Here is a 15,786-nt window from a genome sequence, read left to right on the forward strand (position 1 = left end):
GATGCCCGACGCAGCGGCACGCCACGGCCCGGTCCCGCCGGACCCCTCCGACCGACCCGACACATCCGCCCCCGCCGACCGTCCCGACCCGGGCGGCGGTCTCCTGGCCGAACTCGTACGCCGGTTGCGGGAGATCGGGATGGACCCCGATGTCGAGGAGCTGAGCGACGCGCTGTGGCTGGCGCGCTGGGCCGGGGCGGAGGAGGAGGGCGACGGTGAGGGGGCTGCCGCCGGCGGGGGCCAGGGCTCGCCGGGGACGGCAACGGGGACGGGCGAGGTCGTGCCTGGACCGGGCGGTGGGGGACCGGCCGAGCCGGATGCCGTGCGGCCCGCCCCGTGGGTGGAGCCGGAGGCGGACGTCCCTGTTCCCGACCGGCGTGTGACGCTGTACCCGTTGCCACGGGACGGCGCCCCGAGCACCCGCGCGACCGGGCGGGTCAAGGCACTGCCGATCGGCGTGCCCGCCGCCCCGGCGCTGCCCTCCCTCCTCGAACTCCAGCGCGCCCTGCGGCCGTTGCAGGCCTACCGCAGCGCCGCACCGGCGCTGCGCACCCGGTTGGACGAGACGGCCACCGCCGAACTGAGCGCCCGCGCGGGCGGCCTGATCCTGCCCGTGCACCGCGCGGTGACCCGCAGGGACGCCCGGCTCCAGCTGGTGCTCGACGCGGCGCCCTCGATGCGGGTGTGGGACCGGATGTTCGCCGAACTCCACCAGGCCTTCGCCCAGTTGGGCGCCTTCGGGGACATCCAGGTCAGCCATCTGCACGCCGGCCCGGACGGCGAGCCCGCGGTCAGCCGCAGCGCGGACGCCCACGCGGCCCCGCTGCACACCGTGGAGCGGCTGAGCGACCCCACCGGCCGCCGGATCACCCTGCTGGTCAGCGACTGCGCGGGCGAGCTCTGGCGTGCCGGCCGGGCGCACCGGCTGCTGCACCACCTCGCCCGTCTCGCCCCCGTCGCGGTGCTCCAGCCGCTCCCGCAGCGCCTGTGGAACCGCACCCTGCTGCCCGTGACGTACGGCGAACTGACCCGCGGCGACACCCTGGGCGGCACGACCCTGCGCGTGCGCTCCCCCGGCGGCGCCCCCGTCGTCCCGCCGCCGGGCGTGCTGCCCGTACCGGTGCTGCCGCCCGAGCCGGTGGCCCTCGGCGCGTGGGCCCGGCTGCTGTCCGGGGCCGGCACCGGACCGGTGCCGGGCGCGGTGGGCTGGGTGCGCCCGGACCAGCCGCCCGCGCCGAAGGCGCGCCGTACGCGCAGGCCGACGTCGGTGGAGCGGATCAGCCGGTTCCGTGCCGCGGCCTCCCCGACGGCCGGCCGGCTCGCCGTCTATCTGGCGGCCGCCCCGCTGTGCCTGCCGGTGATGCAGCTGGTGCAGCGCACCATGCTGCCCGGCTCCGGCCCCTCCGAACTCGCCGAGGTACTGCTCGGCGGCCTCGTCCGGCGCGCCGAGGAGGACTACGGGCCGGACGCCGCCCAGTGGTACGAGATGGACCCCGACGTGCGCGAGGCCCTGCTGTCGACGCTCGGCCGGGACGAGGCCGTTTTAGTCCTCAAGCATTGTTCCGAGTACATCGAGCAGCACTTCGGCAAGGGCGGCGCCAACTTCCCGGCCCTGGCCCTCGCCCAGCTCGGCGGCGCGACCGACGCCGAGGCGCAGACGCGTCAGCCGCGGGAGCACGCCGTGGCGCCGGCGCCCGCCTACGCACCCCGCACCGGCTACGCCGCCGCGGAGAACGGCGACAACGGGGACGCGACGCTGGTCCCGCAGCCCTTCGCCGAGGTCGCGGCGCGGGTGCTGGAGCGCTTCATGCCGTTGCCCGAACCGTTCCGCGGCGAGACACCCGGGGAACGGCCGACGCATCCGGCGGTGGTCCGGGCCCGCACCCTGCTCGCCCGCTTCGACGCCGAGGGCATGGTGCAGGACGCGATCGACGCCGTACAACTGCTGCGCGGCGCCACCGAGCACGAGCGTCCGGCCGGGGCCGACCCCGAGCTGTGGGCCGAGTACGCCTACGCCACGCTGCGGCTGTGGGAGGTGCAGGGCGGGGCCGAGCTGCTGCGGGAGGCCGAGACGGCCGCCGAGCAGGCCGTGGCGCACCCCCACGCGCTGCGCGAGCGGGCGGCGCTGGCCCGGGTGCTGCGCGCCGCCGCCACCGACCGCAGGCGCCGCGGCGACCAGCACGGCGCCCTGGGCCTGCTGCGCCGCGCCGACCGGGAGTACGCGGTGGCCTGCGCCGCGCCCGGACTGGACCCGAAGGAGGCGCTGCGGCTGACCCTGGAGCGGGTGGGCGCGCTGGAGACGCAGTGGCACCTCGGCGGCGACGACAGCGCCCTGCTCCAGGGCGCGGTCGGCATGCTGGAGGCGTTCGCCGACATCTGGCCCGACCGCCGGGACCGCCCGCCCGAACTGCCGCTCGCCCACGGCCGGTTGCTGCTCCGCCTCGCGGCCGCCACGACCGACCCGGAGCAGGCCCGCGGCTATGCCGAGCAGGCCTGCGGATCCCTGCGCGACGCGCTGGCGACCGAGGCGGCGCACGAGAGCCCGGGCGGCACCGGTCGTGCCCGGGAACGCGTCCGGGCCCGCCTCGACCTGGTCGACGCCCTGCTGACGTCGGGCGGGGACCTGGCCGAGGCCCAGGACCACGTCGAGGAGGCGCTGGCGAGCACCAGCAGCCGCAGCCTGCGCTCCCTCCTGCACGTGCGCGCCGGACGCGTCCGCATCGCCCGGTACACCGAGTCGGGGGACCTGCGCGAACTGCGCGACGCCGCCGACGCGTTCGCCCTGGCGGCCGCGGACGTGCCGCGGGACGCGGCCGGCTACTCCGACGTCCTCGCCGAGTGGGGCGAGGCGCTGCTGCGCCGCGCGGTCGCGGAGAGCGGGGCCCGCGCGTGGGAGCCGTTGTCCCAGGCGATCCGCGTGCTGCGGGACTGCCGTACGGAGACCCCCACGGGCAGCCGGCACACGGCGTACCGGCTGCTGATGCTGGGCCGCGCGCTGATCCTGCGCTACCGGCTGCGCGGTGACCGGGTCGACCTGCGGGAGGCGGAGCACCTCTTCGGCCTGGCCGCGGCGGACGCGGCCGACGCGCTGCTGGCCGCCCGCTGCCGACTGGAGCTGGGGCAGACACAGTACGAGGCCTACCGCAGCCTCGGCCGGCCCACCCGCCTGGACGACGCGGTGGACGCCTTCCGCTCGGCGGCCGAATCCGCGCGGGACGCCGAGGAGGAGGCCGAAACCGAGCGTCGGCGGCTGGACGCGGTGGAGCTGGGTGCGCAGGCGCACCACTGGCGGGGTATGTCCTACGAGGCGGCCGCCCGCCCCCGCGCGGCCCGCGAGGCCTACCGGGCGGCGCGCACCGAGTGGTCGAGGCTGCCCGACCCGAGCCTCGGCACGGGCGGACCGACGGCGGCGGACACGGCGGAGCGGCTGGCCGAGCTGGAATGAGCACACCGGCGGAAGAACGCCGGAAAAGGAGAGGGGAACGGGGATGGGCGCACGGGACGGGACACCCCCGCCGGAGAACGACGGACCACTGCCGGACCTGCTGGCGCTGGACCTGGAGGAGCTGCGCACGGTCGAGCATCCGGTCCTGAAGGAGGTGCTGGCGGGCCTGCGGGAGCGGGCGGAGCGCCCGAGCGAGATGCTCTGGGGTTTCACCAACTGTCTCTGAACCCCGGTGACCGCCTCCGCATCCCGGTCAACCAGGAGCAGAAGAAGCCAACTTCGGCCGTCGGGGGTTTGCGCCCGGCCACTGGCCGGGAATGCGCGTCCATACGGGCGGAGAGAGCCGTGGCCCGCGCTCGTATCGCAGCCGGCGGGGCGTACGGCATGGGGGTCCTGGAGTGTCCGAAAACACCGCCGACGCGCCCGTGGCCCGACCTCCCCGCCCCTTCCGGCAGTTCATCGTCAAGGTGCACGGCCGCTGCAACCTCGCCTGCCGCTACTGCTACCTGTACGAGGGCCCCGACCACACCTGGCGCACCCGCCCGGCCGCCGCCCCCGCCGAGGTCCTGGCCCGCACCGCGGACCGCGTCGCCGAGCACGCGCGTGCCCACGCCCTGAGCACCGTCTCCCTCGTCCTGCACGGCGGAGAGCCCCTGCTGGCCGGCGCGGACACGCTCGCCCGCTTCACCGACGACGTCCGCGCCCGCGTCCCGGCCGGCTGCGCGGTGCGGGCCACCGTGCAGACCAACGCCACCCTGCTGACCCACGCGCGCATGACCGTCCTCGCCCGGCACGGCATCCGCGTCGGCATCAGCCTCGACGGCGGCCGCCCCGCGCACAACGCCCGGCGCGTCGACCACGCCGGCCGGCCCTCCTGGCCCGCCGCGGCACGCGGTGCCCGGCTGGTCGCCGAGCACTTCCCGCGGTCGTACGCCGGTGTCCTCACCGTCGTCGACCCCACGAACGACCCGGTCGACACGTACGAGTCGCTGCTCGCGCTCGGTCCGCCCGCGCTGGATCTGCTGCTGCCGCACGGTAACTGGTCCGCGCCGCCGCCGCACTGGGGTGAGGCGCGGTACGGCGCCTGGCTGTGCCGGGTCTTCGACCGCTGGTGGTCGGCCGGGCGGCGCGAGACGCGGGTGCGGCTCTTCGAGGAGTGCCTGGCGCTGCTGCTCGGCCTGCCGGCCGCCACCGAGTCGCTCGGGCTCCAGCCCTTCGACGCCGTCGTGGTCGAGACGGACGGCTCGATCGAGCAGGTCGACTCCCTGAAGTCGGCGTACGAGGGCGCCGCCGCGACCGGACTCGACGTCTTCCGGCACGACTTCGACCGGGCGCTCGCCCACCCCGGCGTCGCCGCCCGGCAGGCCGGACCGGACGCCCTGGCCGACCGCTGCCGGGCCTGTCCGCTGCTCACGGTGTGCGGCGGCGGCCACTACGCCCACCGCTACCGGGCCGGACAGGGCTTTCGGAACCCGTCCGTGTACTGCGCGGACCTCCAGCACTTCATCCAGCACGTGGCCGGCCGGCTGGCCGGGGGGACCCGGGACACCCGCAGTACCCGCCCGGTGGTTCCGGCGTCATCCGAAGGGGGCACCCCGTGATACCTCCGGCGGTCCCGGACCGGGCACTTGCCGAGCTGAGCCGCACCGAGGGCGGCCCGGACACCCTCGCGCTGCTCGTCCGCGACCAGGACACCCGGCGTCTGCTCATGCTCCGTGCCGTGCTCGACGCCGCCGAGGCCGCCGACCTCGCGGTCTGCCCCGGCGCGGCGAAACGCCGCCTGCGCGAGGACTGGGCGCTGCTGACGGCGGCGGACCGGGCGGGCGACGGCGGCGCGCACTCCGCGGCGCGGGCCCGCCTCACCCATCCGCTGCTGGGACCCTGGGCCCGGCGCGTCCTGGCCGGACTCAACCCCCGCGACGGCCGCCCCACGGCACAGGACCGCACCGAACTCCTGCGGGACCTGGCCCATTTCAGCGCGGTCGCCGTGGCCGCCGCGGCCCGCGCCGGGCTGCCGTTCACCACCGACCTCACCGCCCGCGACGGCGTGCTGACCCTGCCCTCCCTCGGCGCCCTGCGCACGCACGAGCGGGACGACGTACGGATCGAAGTCCGGCACGCCGACGGCCGGCTGACCCTGCGCCGGCCGGACGCGCCCGAGGTCACCGTGTGCCCGGAGCACCTCACCGGCGCCTGGTCCGCGACCCCCGCCTGGATTCCGGCCCATGCCCTGCCCGGCCTCGTGCCCGGCGCCGCCCCCATGCCGCTGGACGACCTCGACCCCTACCGCGTCCCGCCCCGCGAGCCCGACCAGCACGCGCTGAGCGGACCCATGGCCCCCGACGACGCCGAGCGCAAACGCTGGCTGCAGGCCTGGTCCGGCACCGCCGCCGTACTGCGCGGCGCGGGCGAGCACCGGCTCGCCGAGACGCTCGCCCTGCTGCGCTGCCTGGTCCCGCTGGAGCCGCCCCCCGGCGCCGCCGGCCGCGGCGGCTGCAGCGCGACCCGGCGCGAGGCGTTCGGCGCGCTCCTCAGCAGCACGCCCGCGAGCCCGGTGGCCTTCGCCGCGACCCTCGTGCACGAGGTGCAGCACACCAAACTCGCCGCGCTCAGCGAGCTGGTGGAACTGCACCGGGCCGGCCCCGAGGCCCGCTACTTCGCCCCCTGGCGCCCCGACCCGCGGCCGTACGACGGCCTCCTCCAGGGCGCCTACTCCCACCTGGCGATGGCGGACTTCTTCCAGCGCCGGGCGCTCGCGGACCCCGCCCGGGGGGCGGCCGCATGGGCCGAACACGCCCGCTACCACGCCATGGTCGGCGCCGCCCTGCCCGCGCTCGCCGGCTCGCCCGACCTGACACCGGCCGGCCGGCGCTTCGTCGACGCCATGGCCGCCGTCCACGAACGGCTCGCCGCGCGCCCGGCACCCCGGGGGTACACCGCACGCGCCCAGGCGTACGTCAAGGCCGTACGGAACCTGTGGCGGCAGCGGCAGCCTCCGGCGCCTCCGTTCACGAATCGGTGAAAGGCCGATCGGCAAAATACAGACTTCCCGCCCCGCACTGCGGGAAGATCGTCGGGCCCAGGCACGGTGCTGCCGCAGTCGCCGGACTCCCCAGAGCCGCGCCGAGGTTCTACGATTTCAGGTACTACGCGCTGGAGGCCGCTGCATGTCTGAAGCTCGTACGCCGGTCCGGTCGACCGGGAAGGGGGTCGCGAGGCAGACCGTCGCGATCAGCTTCGCCGGGTTCAACCGGCCCTGGGCGGCGTGGATCGGGGACAGGCTGGAGCGGCGCGGTCTGCGCGTGGTGTACCTGCGCTGGGACGCCCCGCCGGACCAGTCCCTCACCGGCCTGCTGCGCGACCTCACGCTGGCCGGCGGCCGCACCCTGATCCTGGTCAGCGAGTGGTACTTCCAGCTGGGCCCGCGCACCCACGAGGAGTGGAACGAGGCCCTGCGCGAGGTCGTCGCGCCCGATCCGGACCGGTTCGCCGCCGTGTCCGTCACCAACACCACCGTGCCCTCCGCCACCGCCGTCCTCGCCCCGGTCGACCTGACCAACATGGGCGCGGAGGAGGCCGAACGGCGGCTGCTGGACCGGCTGGACGTGCCGCTCGACACCCAGGTCACCGGGGACGTCACCCGCCCGGCCCCGCGCTTTCCCGCCTCGATGCCCGACGTCTGGGGCGGTGTGCCGCGCCGCAACACCCGCTTCACCGGCCGCGAGCCGCTCCTGAACGACGCCTACCACCTGCTGCAGGGCAGCGAGCCCGGCGCCGGCGTCCTCACCCTGCACGGCATGTCCGGAGTGGGCAAGACCCAGCTGGCCGTCGAGTACGCGTACCGCTTCGGCTCCGAGTACGACGTCGTGTGGTGGGTCGGCTCCGAGAAGCGGGTCAGCTACCGCCGCCTCCTCGCCGAACTCGCCCCCCAGCTGGGCCTGTCCACCGGCCCCGAGTACGGCGAACGGCTCCGCGCCGTGCGTGACTCCCTGCGCCGCGGCGAGCCGTACTCCCGCTGGCTGCTCATCCTCGACGGCGCCGACGAGCCCGAGCAGATCTGGGACCTGGTCCCGTCCGGCCCCGGCCACGTGATCATCACCTCCCGCAACCCCGAGTGGAGCGAGCACAACAGCAAACTCCTCGAAGTGCCCGTCTACGCCCGCGACGAGTCCGTGGCCTTCATCCGGCGCCGCGCGCCCCGGCTGACCGAGACGGACGCCGACCAGCTGGCGGAGGCCCTGGAGGACCTGCCGCTGCTGCTCGACCAGACGGCGGGCTGGCTCAACGACTCCGACCTGTCCGTCGAGGAGTACATCGGCCTGCTGGAGGGCGGCATCGACCAGGACGTGGTCAAGGTGTCCGCGGACTTCCCGCTCGCCTTCCAGACCGCGTGGTCGATACTGCTGAACAAACTCCGCGAGACCGTCCCCGAGTCCGTCGACCTCCTGCGGCTGTGCACCTTCTTCGCCCCCGGGTTCATCCCCGTCCGGCTGCTCAAGGAGATGTCCCACGACGACCTGCCCGAACAGCTCGCGGGTCTCCTCGACGACCCCCTGCTGTGGAACAAGGCGGTCAACCAGCTCCGCCAGTACTCGGTCGTCCGCCTGGAGTCCCACGAGGGAGCCCTGGACGAGACGGCCGCCACGGGCGAGTCGGTCTACCTGCACCGCATGGTCCACCAGATCGTGCACAAGGACATGCCCGAGTCGGACCGGAGCGAGTTCATCGACGTGGTCCGCCGTGCCCTGGCCGAGGCCGACCCCGGCCGCCCCACGGACACCCGCAACTGGGACGCGTACGCGGAGATCGTGCCGCACCTGAAGTACGCCGACGTCCTGCAGAGCAAGGACCGCAAGGTCCAGACGATGGTGTTGAACTGCCTGCGCTACATGTATTTCGCGGGCGAGTACAGCGCCGGCGTCAACCTCGGCGCCCGCGCCCTGCGCACCTGGCGCCGGCTGCTCGGCGAGGCCCACCCCCGGGTCTGGGAGGTCACCTACCACTACGCGAACCTGCTGCGCTCGGCCGGGCGGTTCCAGGAGACGGAGGCCCTGGAGCGGGCGGCGGTGGAGCACCTGCGCGAGGAGAAGGGCGCGAACGACCTGGACCATCTGCGCATGGCCGGCGGACTCGCCGCCGACCTGCGCGAACTCGGGCGCTACGACGAGGCGCTGGAGATGTCCCAGTGGCTCTACGCGGCCTACCGCGAGCTGCTCGGGGACCAGGACTCGCGCACCCTCAACGCCCTGAACAACATCGGCTACACCGTGCGGCTGATGGGCCGCTACGAGGAGGCGCGGGGCATCGATCAGCGCACGCTGGAGGCCCGGCGCCTGCTGCTGAAGGGCCGCCATCCGTGGACGCTCTTCTCCGAGGTGTCGTACGCGATCGACCTGCGGCTGCTGGGCCGCTACGCCGAGGCGGAGTCCGCCCAGGCGAAGAACGTGCGCGAGTACCGGATGGTCATGGGCCGGGACAACCAGGACACCCTGCGCGCCGAGCACAACCTGGCCATGTGCCAGCTGCGCGGCGGCGACCGGGCCTCGGCGGGCACGCTCCTCACGCGCGTGCTCGAAGGCTACGAGCGCAAGCTGGGCGACACCCACGTGCTGACCCTGGCCGCGGCCGTCAGCCAGAGCTGCTTCGCCCGCGAGCACGGCGACATCGACCAGGCCCGCGAGGCCAGCGAGTCGGTCATCGCCCGCTACGAGATGCTGCTGCCCGAAGGCCACCCCTTCGTCATCGGCGCCCGCGCCAACCACGCCCTGATCCTGCGCAGCGTCGGCGAACGGGAGCACGCGTACGCGGTCGCGGAGGAAGCACTGGCCGGGCTGACCGCGGCGCTCGGCGAGGGCCACCCGCACACCCTCGGCTGCGCCATCAACGCCTCGGCGCTGCGCAACCTCGTCGGGGACGCGGAGGCCGCCGCCGACCTCAGCCGGACCACGATCGCCCGGGCGACCGAGACCCTGGGCCGCACCCACCCGCTCACCCTGTCCGCCCGCGTCGCCCACGCGGCCGACCTGCGCGCCCTGCGGGACCGTCAGCAGGCCGAGAAGGTCGAGCAGGAGGCGCTCTCGGACCTCGCGGCCACCCTGGGCGCCCAGCACACCCACACCATCTCGGCCCGCTCCCGCAACCGTCCGTACTGGGACTTCGAACCGCAGGCGAGCTGAGCGTCCGGCAACGCGAAGGGCCCGGTACCGAGTACGAACTCGGTACCGGGCCCTTGTCCCAAGGCCTACGCCTCGAAGACCTCACGCACCAGCTGCTCCTGCTCCGCCTGGTGGCGCTTGGCCGAGCCGACCGCCGGGGAGGAGGAGTGCGGACGCGAGATGCGGCGCAGGCGCTCGCCGTGCGGGACGTCCGCGCCGACCGCCAGGTCCAGGTGGTCGATCAGGTTGAGCGCGATGAACGGCCAGGCACCCTGGTTCGCCGGCTCCTCCTGGGCCCACAGGTACTTCTCGGCGTTCGGGTACTTGTTGACCTCCGCCTGGAGCTCGGCACCCGGCAGCGGGTACAGGCGCTCGATGCGGATGATCGCCGTGTCCGTGATGCCGCGCTTTTGACGCTCGGCCTCCAGGTCGTAGTACAGCTTGCCGGCCACGAACACGACCTTGCGGACCGCGGCCGGGTCCACCGAGCCGTCGCCGATGACGGGGCGGAACTGACCCGACGTGAACTCCTCCGTCTTCGACGCGGCGGCCTTCAGGCGCAGCATCGACTTCGGGGTGAAGACCACCAGCGGCTTGTGGTGCGGGTTGTGCACCTGCCAGCGCAGGAGGTGGAAGTAGTTCGACGGCAGGGTCGGCATGGCGACCGTCATGTTGTTCTGCGCGCAGAGCTGGAGGAACCGCTCGACACGGGCCGAGGAGTGGTCCGGGCCCTGGCCCTCGTAGCCGTGGGGGAGGAGCAGCGTGACACCGCTCGTCTGGCCCCACTTCTGCTCGGCCGCCGAGATGTACTCGTCGACCACCGTCTGGGCGCCGTTGACGAAGTCGCCGAACTGCGCCTCCCACATCACGAGCGCGTCGGGGCGGGCCAGCGAGTAGCCGTACTCGAAGCCCATGACCGCGTACTCGGACAGCAGGGAGTTGTAGACGTTGTAGCGCGCCTGCTCCTCGGCGAGGTACATCAGCGGCGTGAACTCCTCGCCCGACTCGCGGTCGATGAGGACCGCGTGCCGCTGGCCGAAGGTGCCGCGCTGGGAGTCCTGGCCGGACAGCCGGACCGGGGTGCCCTCAAGGAGCAGGGAGCCGACCGCGAGGGTCTCGCCCATGCCCCAGTCGATCGTGCCGTCCTCGACCATCGTCGCCCGGCGCTGCAGCTGCGGCAGCAGACGCGGGTGGACGTGGAAGGAGTCCGGGATGTTGACCTGGGACTCGGCGATGCGCTTGACGACCTCGGAGGAGATCGCGGTGTTCACGGCGACCGGGAAGTCCGCCTGCGGGTCCGGCGCCGGTTCGGCGCCCGGCTGTGCGGTGACGGCCTCGCGGACCTCGGTGAAGACCTTCTCCAGCTGGCCCTGGTAGTCCTGCAGCGCCTGCTCGGCCTCTTCCAGGGTGATGTCGCCGCGACCGATGAGGGACTCGGTGTAGAGCTTGCGCACCGAGCGCTTCTTGTCGATCAGGTCGTACATCAGCGGCTGGGTGAAGGCCGGGTTGTCCGACTCGTTGTGACCGCGGCGGCGGTAGCAGATGAGGTCGATCACGACGTCCTTGTTGAACGCCTGGCGGAACTCGAAGGCCAGGCGGGCAACGCGGACGACGGCCTCGGGGTCGTCGCCGTTCACGTGGAAGATCGGGGCCTCGATCATGCGGGCCACGTCCGTCGCGTACATGGAGGAACGCGAGGACTCGGGGGCCGCGGTGAAGCCGACCTGGTTGTTGATGACGATGTGGACCGTGCCGCCGGTGCGGTAGCCGCGCAGCTGCGACATGTTCAGGGTCTCGGCCACCACGCCCTGGCCCGCGAAGGCCGCGTCGCCGTGCAGCGCGACCGGCAGGACCGTGAAGTCCGTGCCGCCCTTGTTGATGATGTCCTGCTTGGCGCGGGCGATGCCCTCGATGACCGGGTCGACCGTCTCCAGGTGGGAGGGGTTGGCGGCCAGCGAGACCGTGATCTGCTCGCCGTCCAGGCCGGTGAAGGTGCCCTGGGCGCCCAGGTGGTACTTCACGTCGCCGGAGCCGTGCATCGACTTCGGGTCGAGGTTGCCCTCGAACTCGCGGAAGATCTGCGCGTACGACTTGCCGACGATGTTCGCGAGCACGTTCAGCCGGCCGCGGTGGGCCATGCCGATGACGACCTCGTCCAGCCGGGACTCGGCCGCGGAGTCGATCACCGCGTCGAGCAGCGGGATGACGGACTCGCCGCCCTCCAGCGAGAAGCGCTTCTGGCCGACGTACTTGGTCTGCAGGAACGTCTCGAAGGCCTCGGCGGCGTTCAGGCGGCGCAGGATCCGCAGCTGCTCCTCGCGCTCCATCTTGGAGTGCGGGCGCTCCACGCGGTCCTGGATCCACTTGCGCTGCTTGGGGTCCTGGATGTGCATGAACTCGATGCCGATGGTGCGGCAGTACGAGTCGCGCAGCACACCGAGGATGTCGCGCAGCTTCATCAGGGACTTGCCGGAGAAGCCGCCGACCGCGAACTCGCGCTCCAGGTCCCACAGGGTGAGGCCGTGCTCGGTGATGTCCAGGTCGGGGTGCTTGCGCTGCTTGTACTCCAGCGGGTCGGTGTCGGCCATGACGTGGCCGCGGACCCGGTAGGAGTGGATCAGCTCGAAGACGCGGGCGGCCTTGGTGACGTCGTCGTCGTGGGACGCGTCGATGTCCCGGAGCCAGCGGACCGGCTCGTAGGGGATGCGCAGGGCCTCGAAGATGTCGTCGTAGAAGCCGTTCTCGCCGAGGAGGAGGTTCGCGACGGCGCGCAGGAACTCGCCGGAGGCGGCGCCCTGGATCACCCGGTGGTCGTAGGTCGACGTGAGCGTCATGACCTTCGAGATGCCGAGCTTGTTCAGGGTGTCCTGGCTGGTGCCCTGGAACTCCGCCGGGTAGTCCATGGAGCCGACGCCCATGATGACCGACTGGCCGGGCATCAGACGCGGGACCGAGTGGACGGTGCCGAGGCCGCCGGGGTTGGTCAGGGAGACCGTGACACCGGTGAAGTCGTCCATCGTCAGCTTGCCGTCACGGGCGCGGCGGACGATGTCCTCGTAGGCCTGCCAGAACTCGAAGAAGTTCAGCGTCTCGGCCTTCTTGATGGCGGCCACGACGAGCTGGCGGTCGCCGTTGGGCTTCACCAGGTCGATGGCCAGGCCGAGGTTGACGTGGGCCGGCTTGATGAGGGTCGGCTTGCCGTCCTTCTCGCCGAACGCGTGGTTCATCGCCGGCATGGCCTTGATGGCCTGCACCATCGCGTAGCCGATCAGGTGCGTGAAGGAGATCTTCCCGCCCCGGGCGCGCTTGAGGTGGTTGTTGATGACGATGCGGTTGTCGAACAGCAGCTTCACCGGGACCGCGCGGACCGAGGTGGCCGTCGGCAGTTCCAGGGAGGCGTTCATGTTCTTGGCGACTGCGGCGGCCGGACCGCGCAGCGTGACCAGCTCGGGGCCCTCGGGGGCCGCGGCGGCCGGGGCCGCCTTGGCGGCGGCCGGCTTCGGCTGGGCCGGCGCCTGTGCGGGCTGCGCCGGCTTGGCCGGGGCCGGTGCCGGGGCCTGCGCCGCGGGAGCCGGTGCCGGGGCGGGGGCCGCGGCGGGCTTCGGGGCGGCGGGAGCCGGCGCGGCGGCGGCCTGGGGGGCCGGGGCCGCGGGCTGGGCCTGCGGGGCCGTGGAGGTGGTCCCTGCGGCCCCCGCGGCCGCAGTACCCGCCGCAGCCGGGGTGACAGGCGCACCCGGCTTGTAATCGGCGAAGAAGTCCCACCAGGCGCGGTCTACCGAATTCGGGTCCTGGAGGTACTGCTGATAGATCTCGTCGACGAGCCACTCGTTCGGACCGAAGGCAGCTGCGGGGTTCTTCCCGGCTTGGTCGTCGGTGGAGACGCTCGGGTTACTGGGGGACTGTGGCGACACGGCGGCAACCGCCCTCTTCCGCTTCACAAGGTGATGGACAGCGGGAATAAAGGCTACGCCTCCATGGCCGGGAAGGTCAGGTCGAGCAAGGTCATCGTCGCGTAAGTCACATCGGAAATCTTGTTTCAGGGCTTGATATGGCGGGAAACAAGCGTGGTTCCGCATGTGAGAGGGTGCACAAACCCGGGCCCGGCGCGCCGTTCCGCGAAGGGTGGCGCGGGCCTGCCCCTGATCACACGTGTCCAGCTGCGCCTGAGCGGCGGCGACCGTCGTGGATCTTGTGCTTCCGGTTCGGACTTTACGTCAACTTGGGGCGGAAGTCAGTCCCGGGAGGGTGACGATGATCCGGCAGCCCCGCTCGGATTCGGCCACACCGATCCGGCCGCGGTGCAGATCCACCGCCCAGCGGGCGATGGCCAGCCCGAGCCCCGTGCCGCCGTCGCTGCCCGGGCCGTGCGGCCGGGTGACCGCGCCCCGGTTGAAGCGCTCGAACACCCGGTGCCACTCGGACCGGGGGATTCCGGGACCCTCGTCCAGGACCTCCAGCTCCAGCGACTCCGGCTGCGGCCCGCGCCGCGCCTTCACCGTCACGCGGCCGTGCGGCGGGCTGTGCTTGACCGCGTTGTCGATCAGGTTGGCGACGACCTGGTGGATGCGCTCGGGGTCCGCGTGCGCGGTCAGCTCGGGCGGCGAGACGTCCAGGTGGAGGTGGACGTCGGTGCGCGTGTGGCTGCCGGAGCCGGAGGCGATGCCCGCCCGCGCCGACGCCACCATGTTGGCTTCCTTCAGTACGCCGGACAGGTACGGCCACACCTCGAAGCGACGCATCTTCAGCGGGACGACGCCGTTGTCCAGCCGCGACAGGTCCAGCAGGGTCTCCACCAGCCGGCCCAGCCGCTCGGTCTGCTTCAGGGCCGTCCGCATGGTCTCCTGGTCGGCCTCGGTGACCCCGTCGACGATGTTCTCCAGCACCGCGCGCAGCCCGGCGATGGGCGTGCGCAGCTCGTGGGAGACGTTCGCGACCAGCTCCTTGCGCTGGCGGTCCTGGGCCTCCAGCTCGTCGGCCATGACATTGATCGTTCCGGCCAGGTCGCCCAGCTCGTCCCGGCGGTTCTCGCGGACCCGGCGGGTGTAGTCGCCCTGCGAGATCGACCGGGCCACCGCGTTCATCTCGTCCAGCGGCGAGGTCAGCGAGTGCGCCACGAACTGCGTGATCAGCAGCGTGGCGATCATCGAGAAGACCGTGATGAAGCGCAGCTCGGTCTTGGTGTGCACCGCGATCATCGACAGACCGGTGGTGATCAGCACCGAGATGACGACCAGCGCGCCGAGCTTGGTCTTGACCGAGAACGGGCGTACGCCGCCCCAGGGGTCCTCGCCGAGGCTCCCGGGGCTCCTCCGTGCGGCCTGGCGCCCGCCGTCGCTCATGGCGTCGGTGTCTCCAGGGCGTAGCCCACGCCGTGCACCGTACGGATCCGTTCGGCGCCGATCTTCCGGCGCAGCGCCTTGATGTGGCTGTCGACCGTGCGGGTCCCGGAGGCGTCCGCCCAGTCCCACACCTCGGCCAGCAGCTGCTCCCGGGAGAGCACCGCGCGCGGGGTGTTCGCCAGGCACACCAGCAGGTCGAACTCGGTGGGCGTCAGGTGGACGTCCTCGGACTTCACCCGCACCCGGCGCTGCGCGTGGTCGATCTCCAGCTCACCGAGGCGCAGTATGCCGGAGCGGGGCGTGGTGGCGGCGAGGGCCGCCCGCTCCACCCGGCGCAGCAGCACGTGCACGCGTGCCGCCAGTTCGCGCATCGAGAACGGCTTGGTCATGTAGTCGTCCGCGCCGACGCCGAGACCGACGAGCATGTCCGTCTCGTCGTCCCGCGCGGTCAGCATCAGCACCGGTACCGGCCGCTGCGCCTGGACCCGCCGGCAGACCTCGAGACCGTCGAAGCCCGGCAGCATGATGTCGAGGATCAGCAGGTCGGGCTGCCAGGCCTCGGCCGTGTCGACCGCGGCCGGACCGTCCACCGCCGTCTGCACGAGAAATCCCTCGGCACGCAGCCGGGCCGCGATGGCGTCGACGATCGTGGGGTCGTCCTCGACGACCAGCACCCGGCGCTGAGCGCCCGGGGTGCTCGTCGCCGCGCCGCTCTGGGAGGTATGTGTCTGCTCCATCGCCCGCCCCTGCTTGTTGCTTTCCGGAACCAGTGGGGTGATCCCATGTCTGCGATCGACGCTTGGTTGATCCGTTGAATGATCCGCGTCAGGGCAGCACATTACGGGGA

8 protein-coding genes are annotated in these 15,786 nt (G+C 73.0%); 5 read left to right on the forward strand and 3 right to left on the reverse strand.

All coding sequences use genetic code 11. The features are described 5' to 3' along the window. Position 1: 1 nt before the first annotated feature. The 5 genes from ACZ4MF_RS39465 to fxsT all read left to right on the forward strand — a co-directional run bounded on the left by ACZ4MF_RS39465 (position 2) and on the right by fxsT (position 9,621). A complete protein-coding gene (locus ACZ4MF_RS39465) occupies positions 2 to 3,445 on the forward strand; it encodes an SAV_2336 N-terminal domain-related protein (RefSeq protein WP_467497892.1) in 3,444 nt (1,147 codons plus the stop codon). A gap of 43 nt (positions 3,446 to 3,488) precedes the next feature. Next, positions 3,489 to 3,671 carry an FxSxx-COOH cyclophane-containing RiPP peptide gene (gene fxsA, locus ACZ4MF_RS39470; protein WP_356027634.1) on the forward strand — a complete coding sequence of 61 codons (183 nt, stop codon included), beginning with the start codon at positions 3,489 to 3,491 and terminating at the stop codon, positions 3,669 to 3,671. A 91-nt stretch (positions 3,672 to 3,762) separates the two neighbouring features. Next, complete coding sequence (locus ACZ4MF_RS39475; RefSeq protein WP_467497894.1) at positions 3,763 to 5,046, forward strand: FxsB family cyclophane-forming radical SAM/SPASM peptide maturase; 1,284 nt, start codon at positions 3,763 to 3,765, stop codon at positions 5,044 to 5,046. Next, complete coding sequence (locus ACZ4MF_RS39480) at positions 5,046 to 6,467, forward strand: aKG-HExxH-type peptide beta-hydroxylase (RefSeq protein ID WP_467497968.1); 1,422 nt, start codon at positions 5,046 to 5,048, stop codon at positions 6,465 to 6,467. The genes ACZ4MF_RS39475 and ACZ4MF_RS39480 overlap by 1 nt, the downstream gene beginning before the upstream one ends. A gap of 145 nt (positions 6,468 to 6,612) precedes the next feature. Further along, positions 6,613 to 9,621, forward strand: coding sequence for an FxSxx-COOH system tetratricopeptide repeat protein (gene fxsT, locus ACZ4MF_RS39485; RefSeq protein WP_467497896.1), 3,009 nt, complete (start codon positions 6,613 to 6,615; stop codon positions 9,619 to 9,621). 65 nt (positions 9,622 to 9,686) lie between these two features. Here the strand turns inward: fxsT and ACZ4MF_RS39490 are convergent, their stop codons facing one another. From ACZ4MF_RS39490 to ACZ4MF_RS39500, 3 genes are all read right to left on the reverse strand, one after another. Then, the gene (locus ACZ4MF_RS39490; RefSeq protein WP_467497898.1) at positions 9,687 to 13,511 is read right to left on the reverse strand and encodes a multifunctional oxoglutarate decarboxylase/oxoglutarate dehydrogenase thiamine pyrophosphate-binding subunit/dihydrolipoyllysine-residue succinyltransferase subunit; all 3,825 of its coding nucleotides are present in this window, start codon (positions 13,509 to 13,511) and stop codon (positions 9,687 to 9,689) included. A 303-nt stretch (positions 13,512 to 13,814) separates the two neighbouring features. Next, on the reverse strand, positions 13,815 to 14,939 hold the full coding sequence (locus ACZ4MF_RS39495) for a sensor histidine kinase (RefSeq protein ID WP_362818622.1): 1,125 nt from the start codon (positions 14,937 to 14,939) through the stop codon (positions 13,815 to 13,817). Beyond that, complete coding sequence (locus ACZ4MF_RS39500; protein WP_356027647.1) at positions 14,936 to 15,676, reverse strand: response regulator transcription factor; 741 nt, start codon at positions 15,674 to 15,676, stop codon at positions 14,936 to 14,938. Before ACZ4MF_RS39500 ends, ACZ4MF_RS39495 begins: the two co-directional genes overlap by 4 nt. Positions 15,677 to 15,786 lie beyond the last annotated feature (110 nt).

The organism is Streptomyces sp. NPDC025793 (assembly GCF_055558375.1).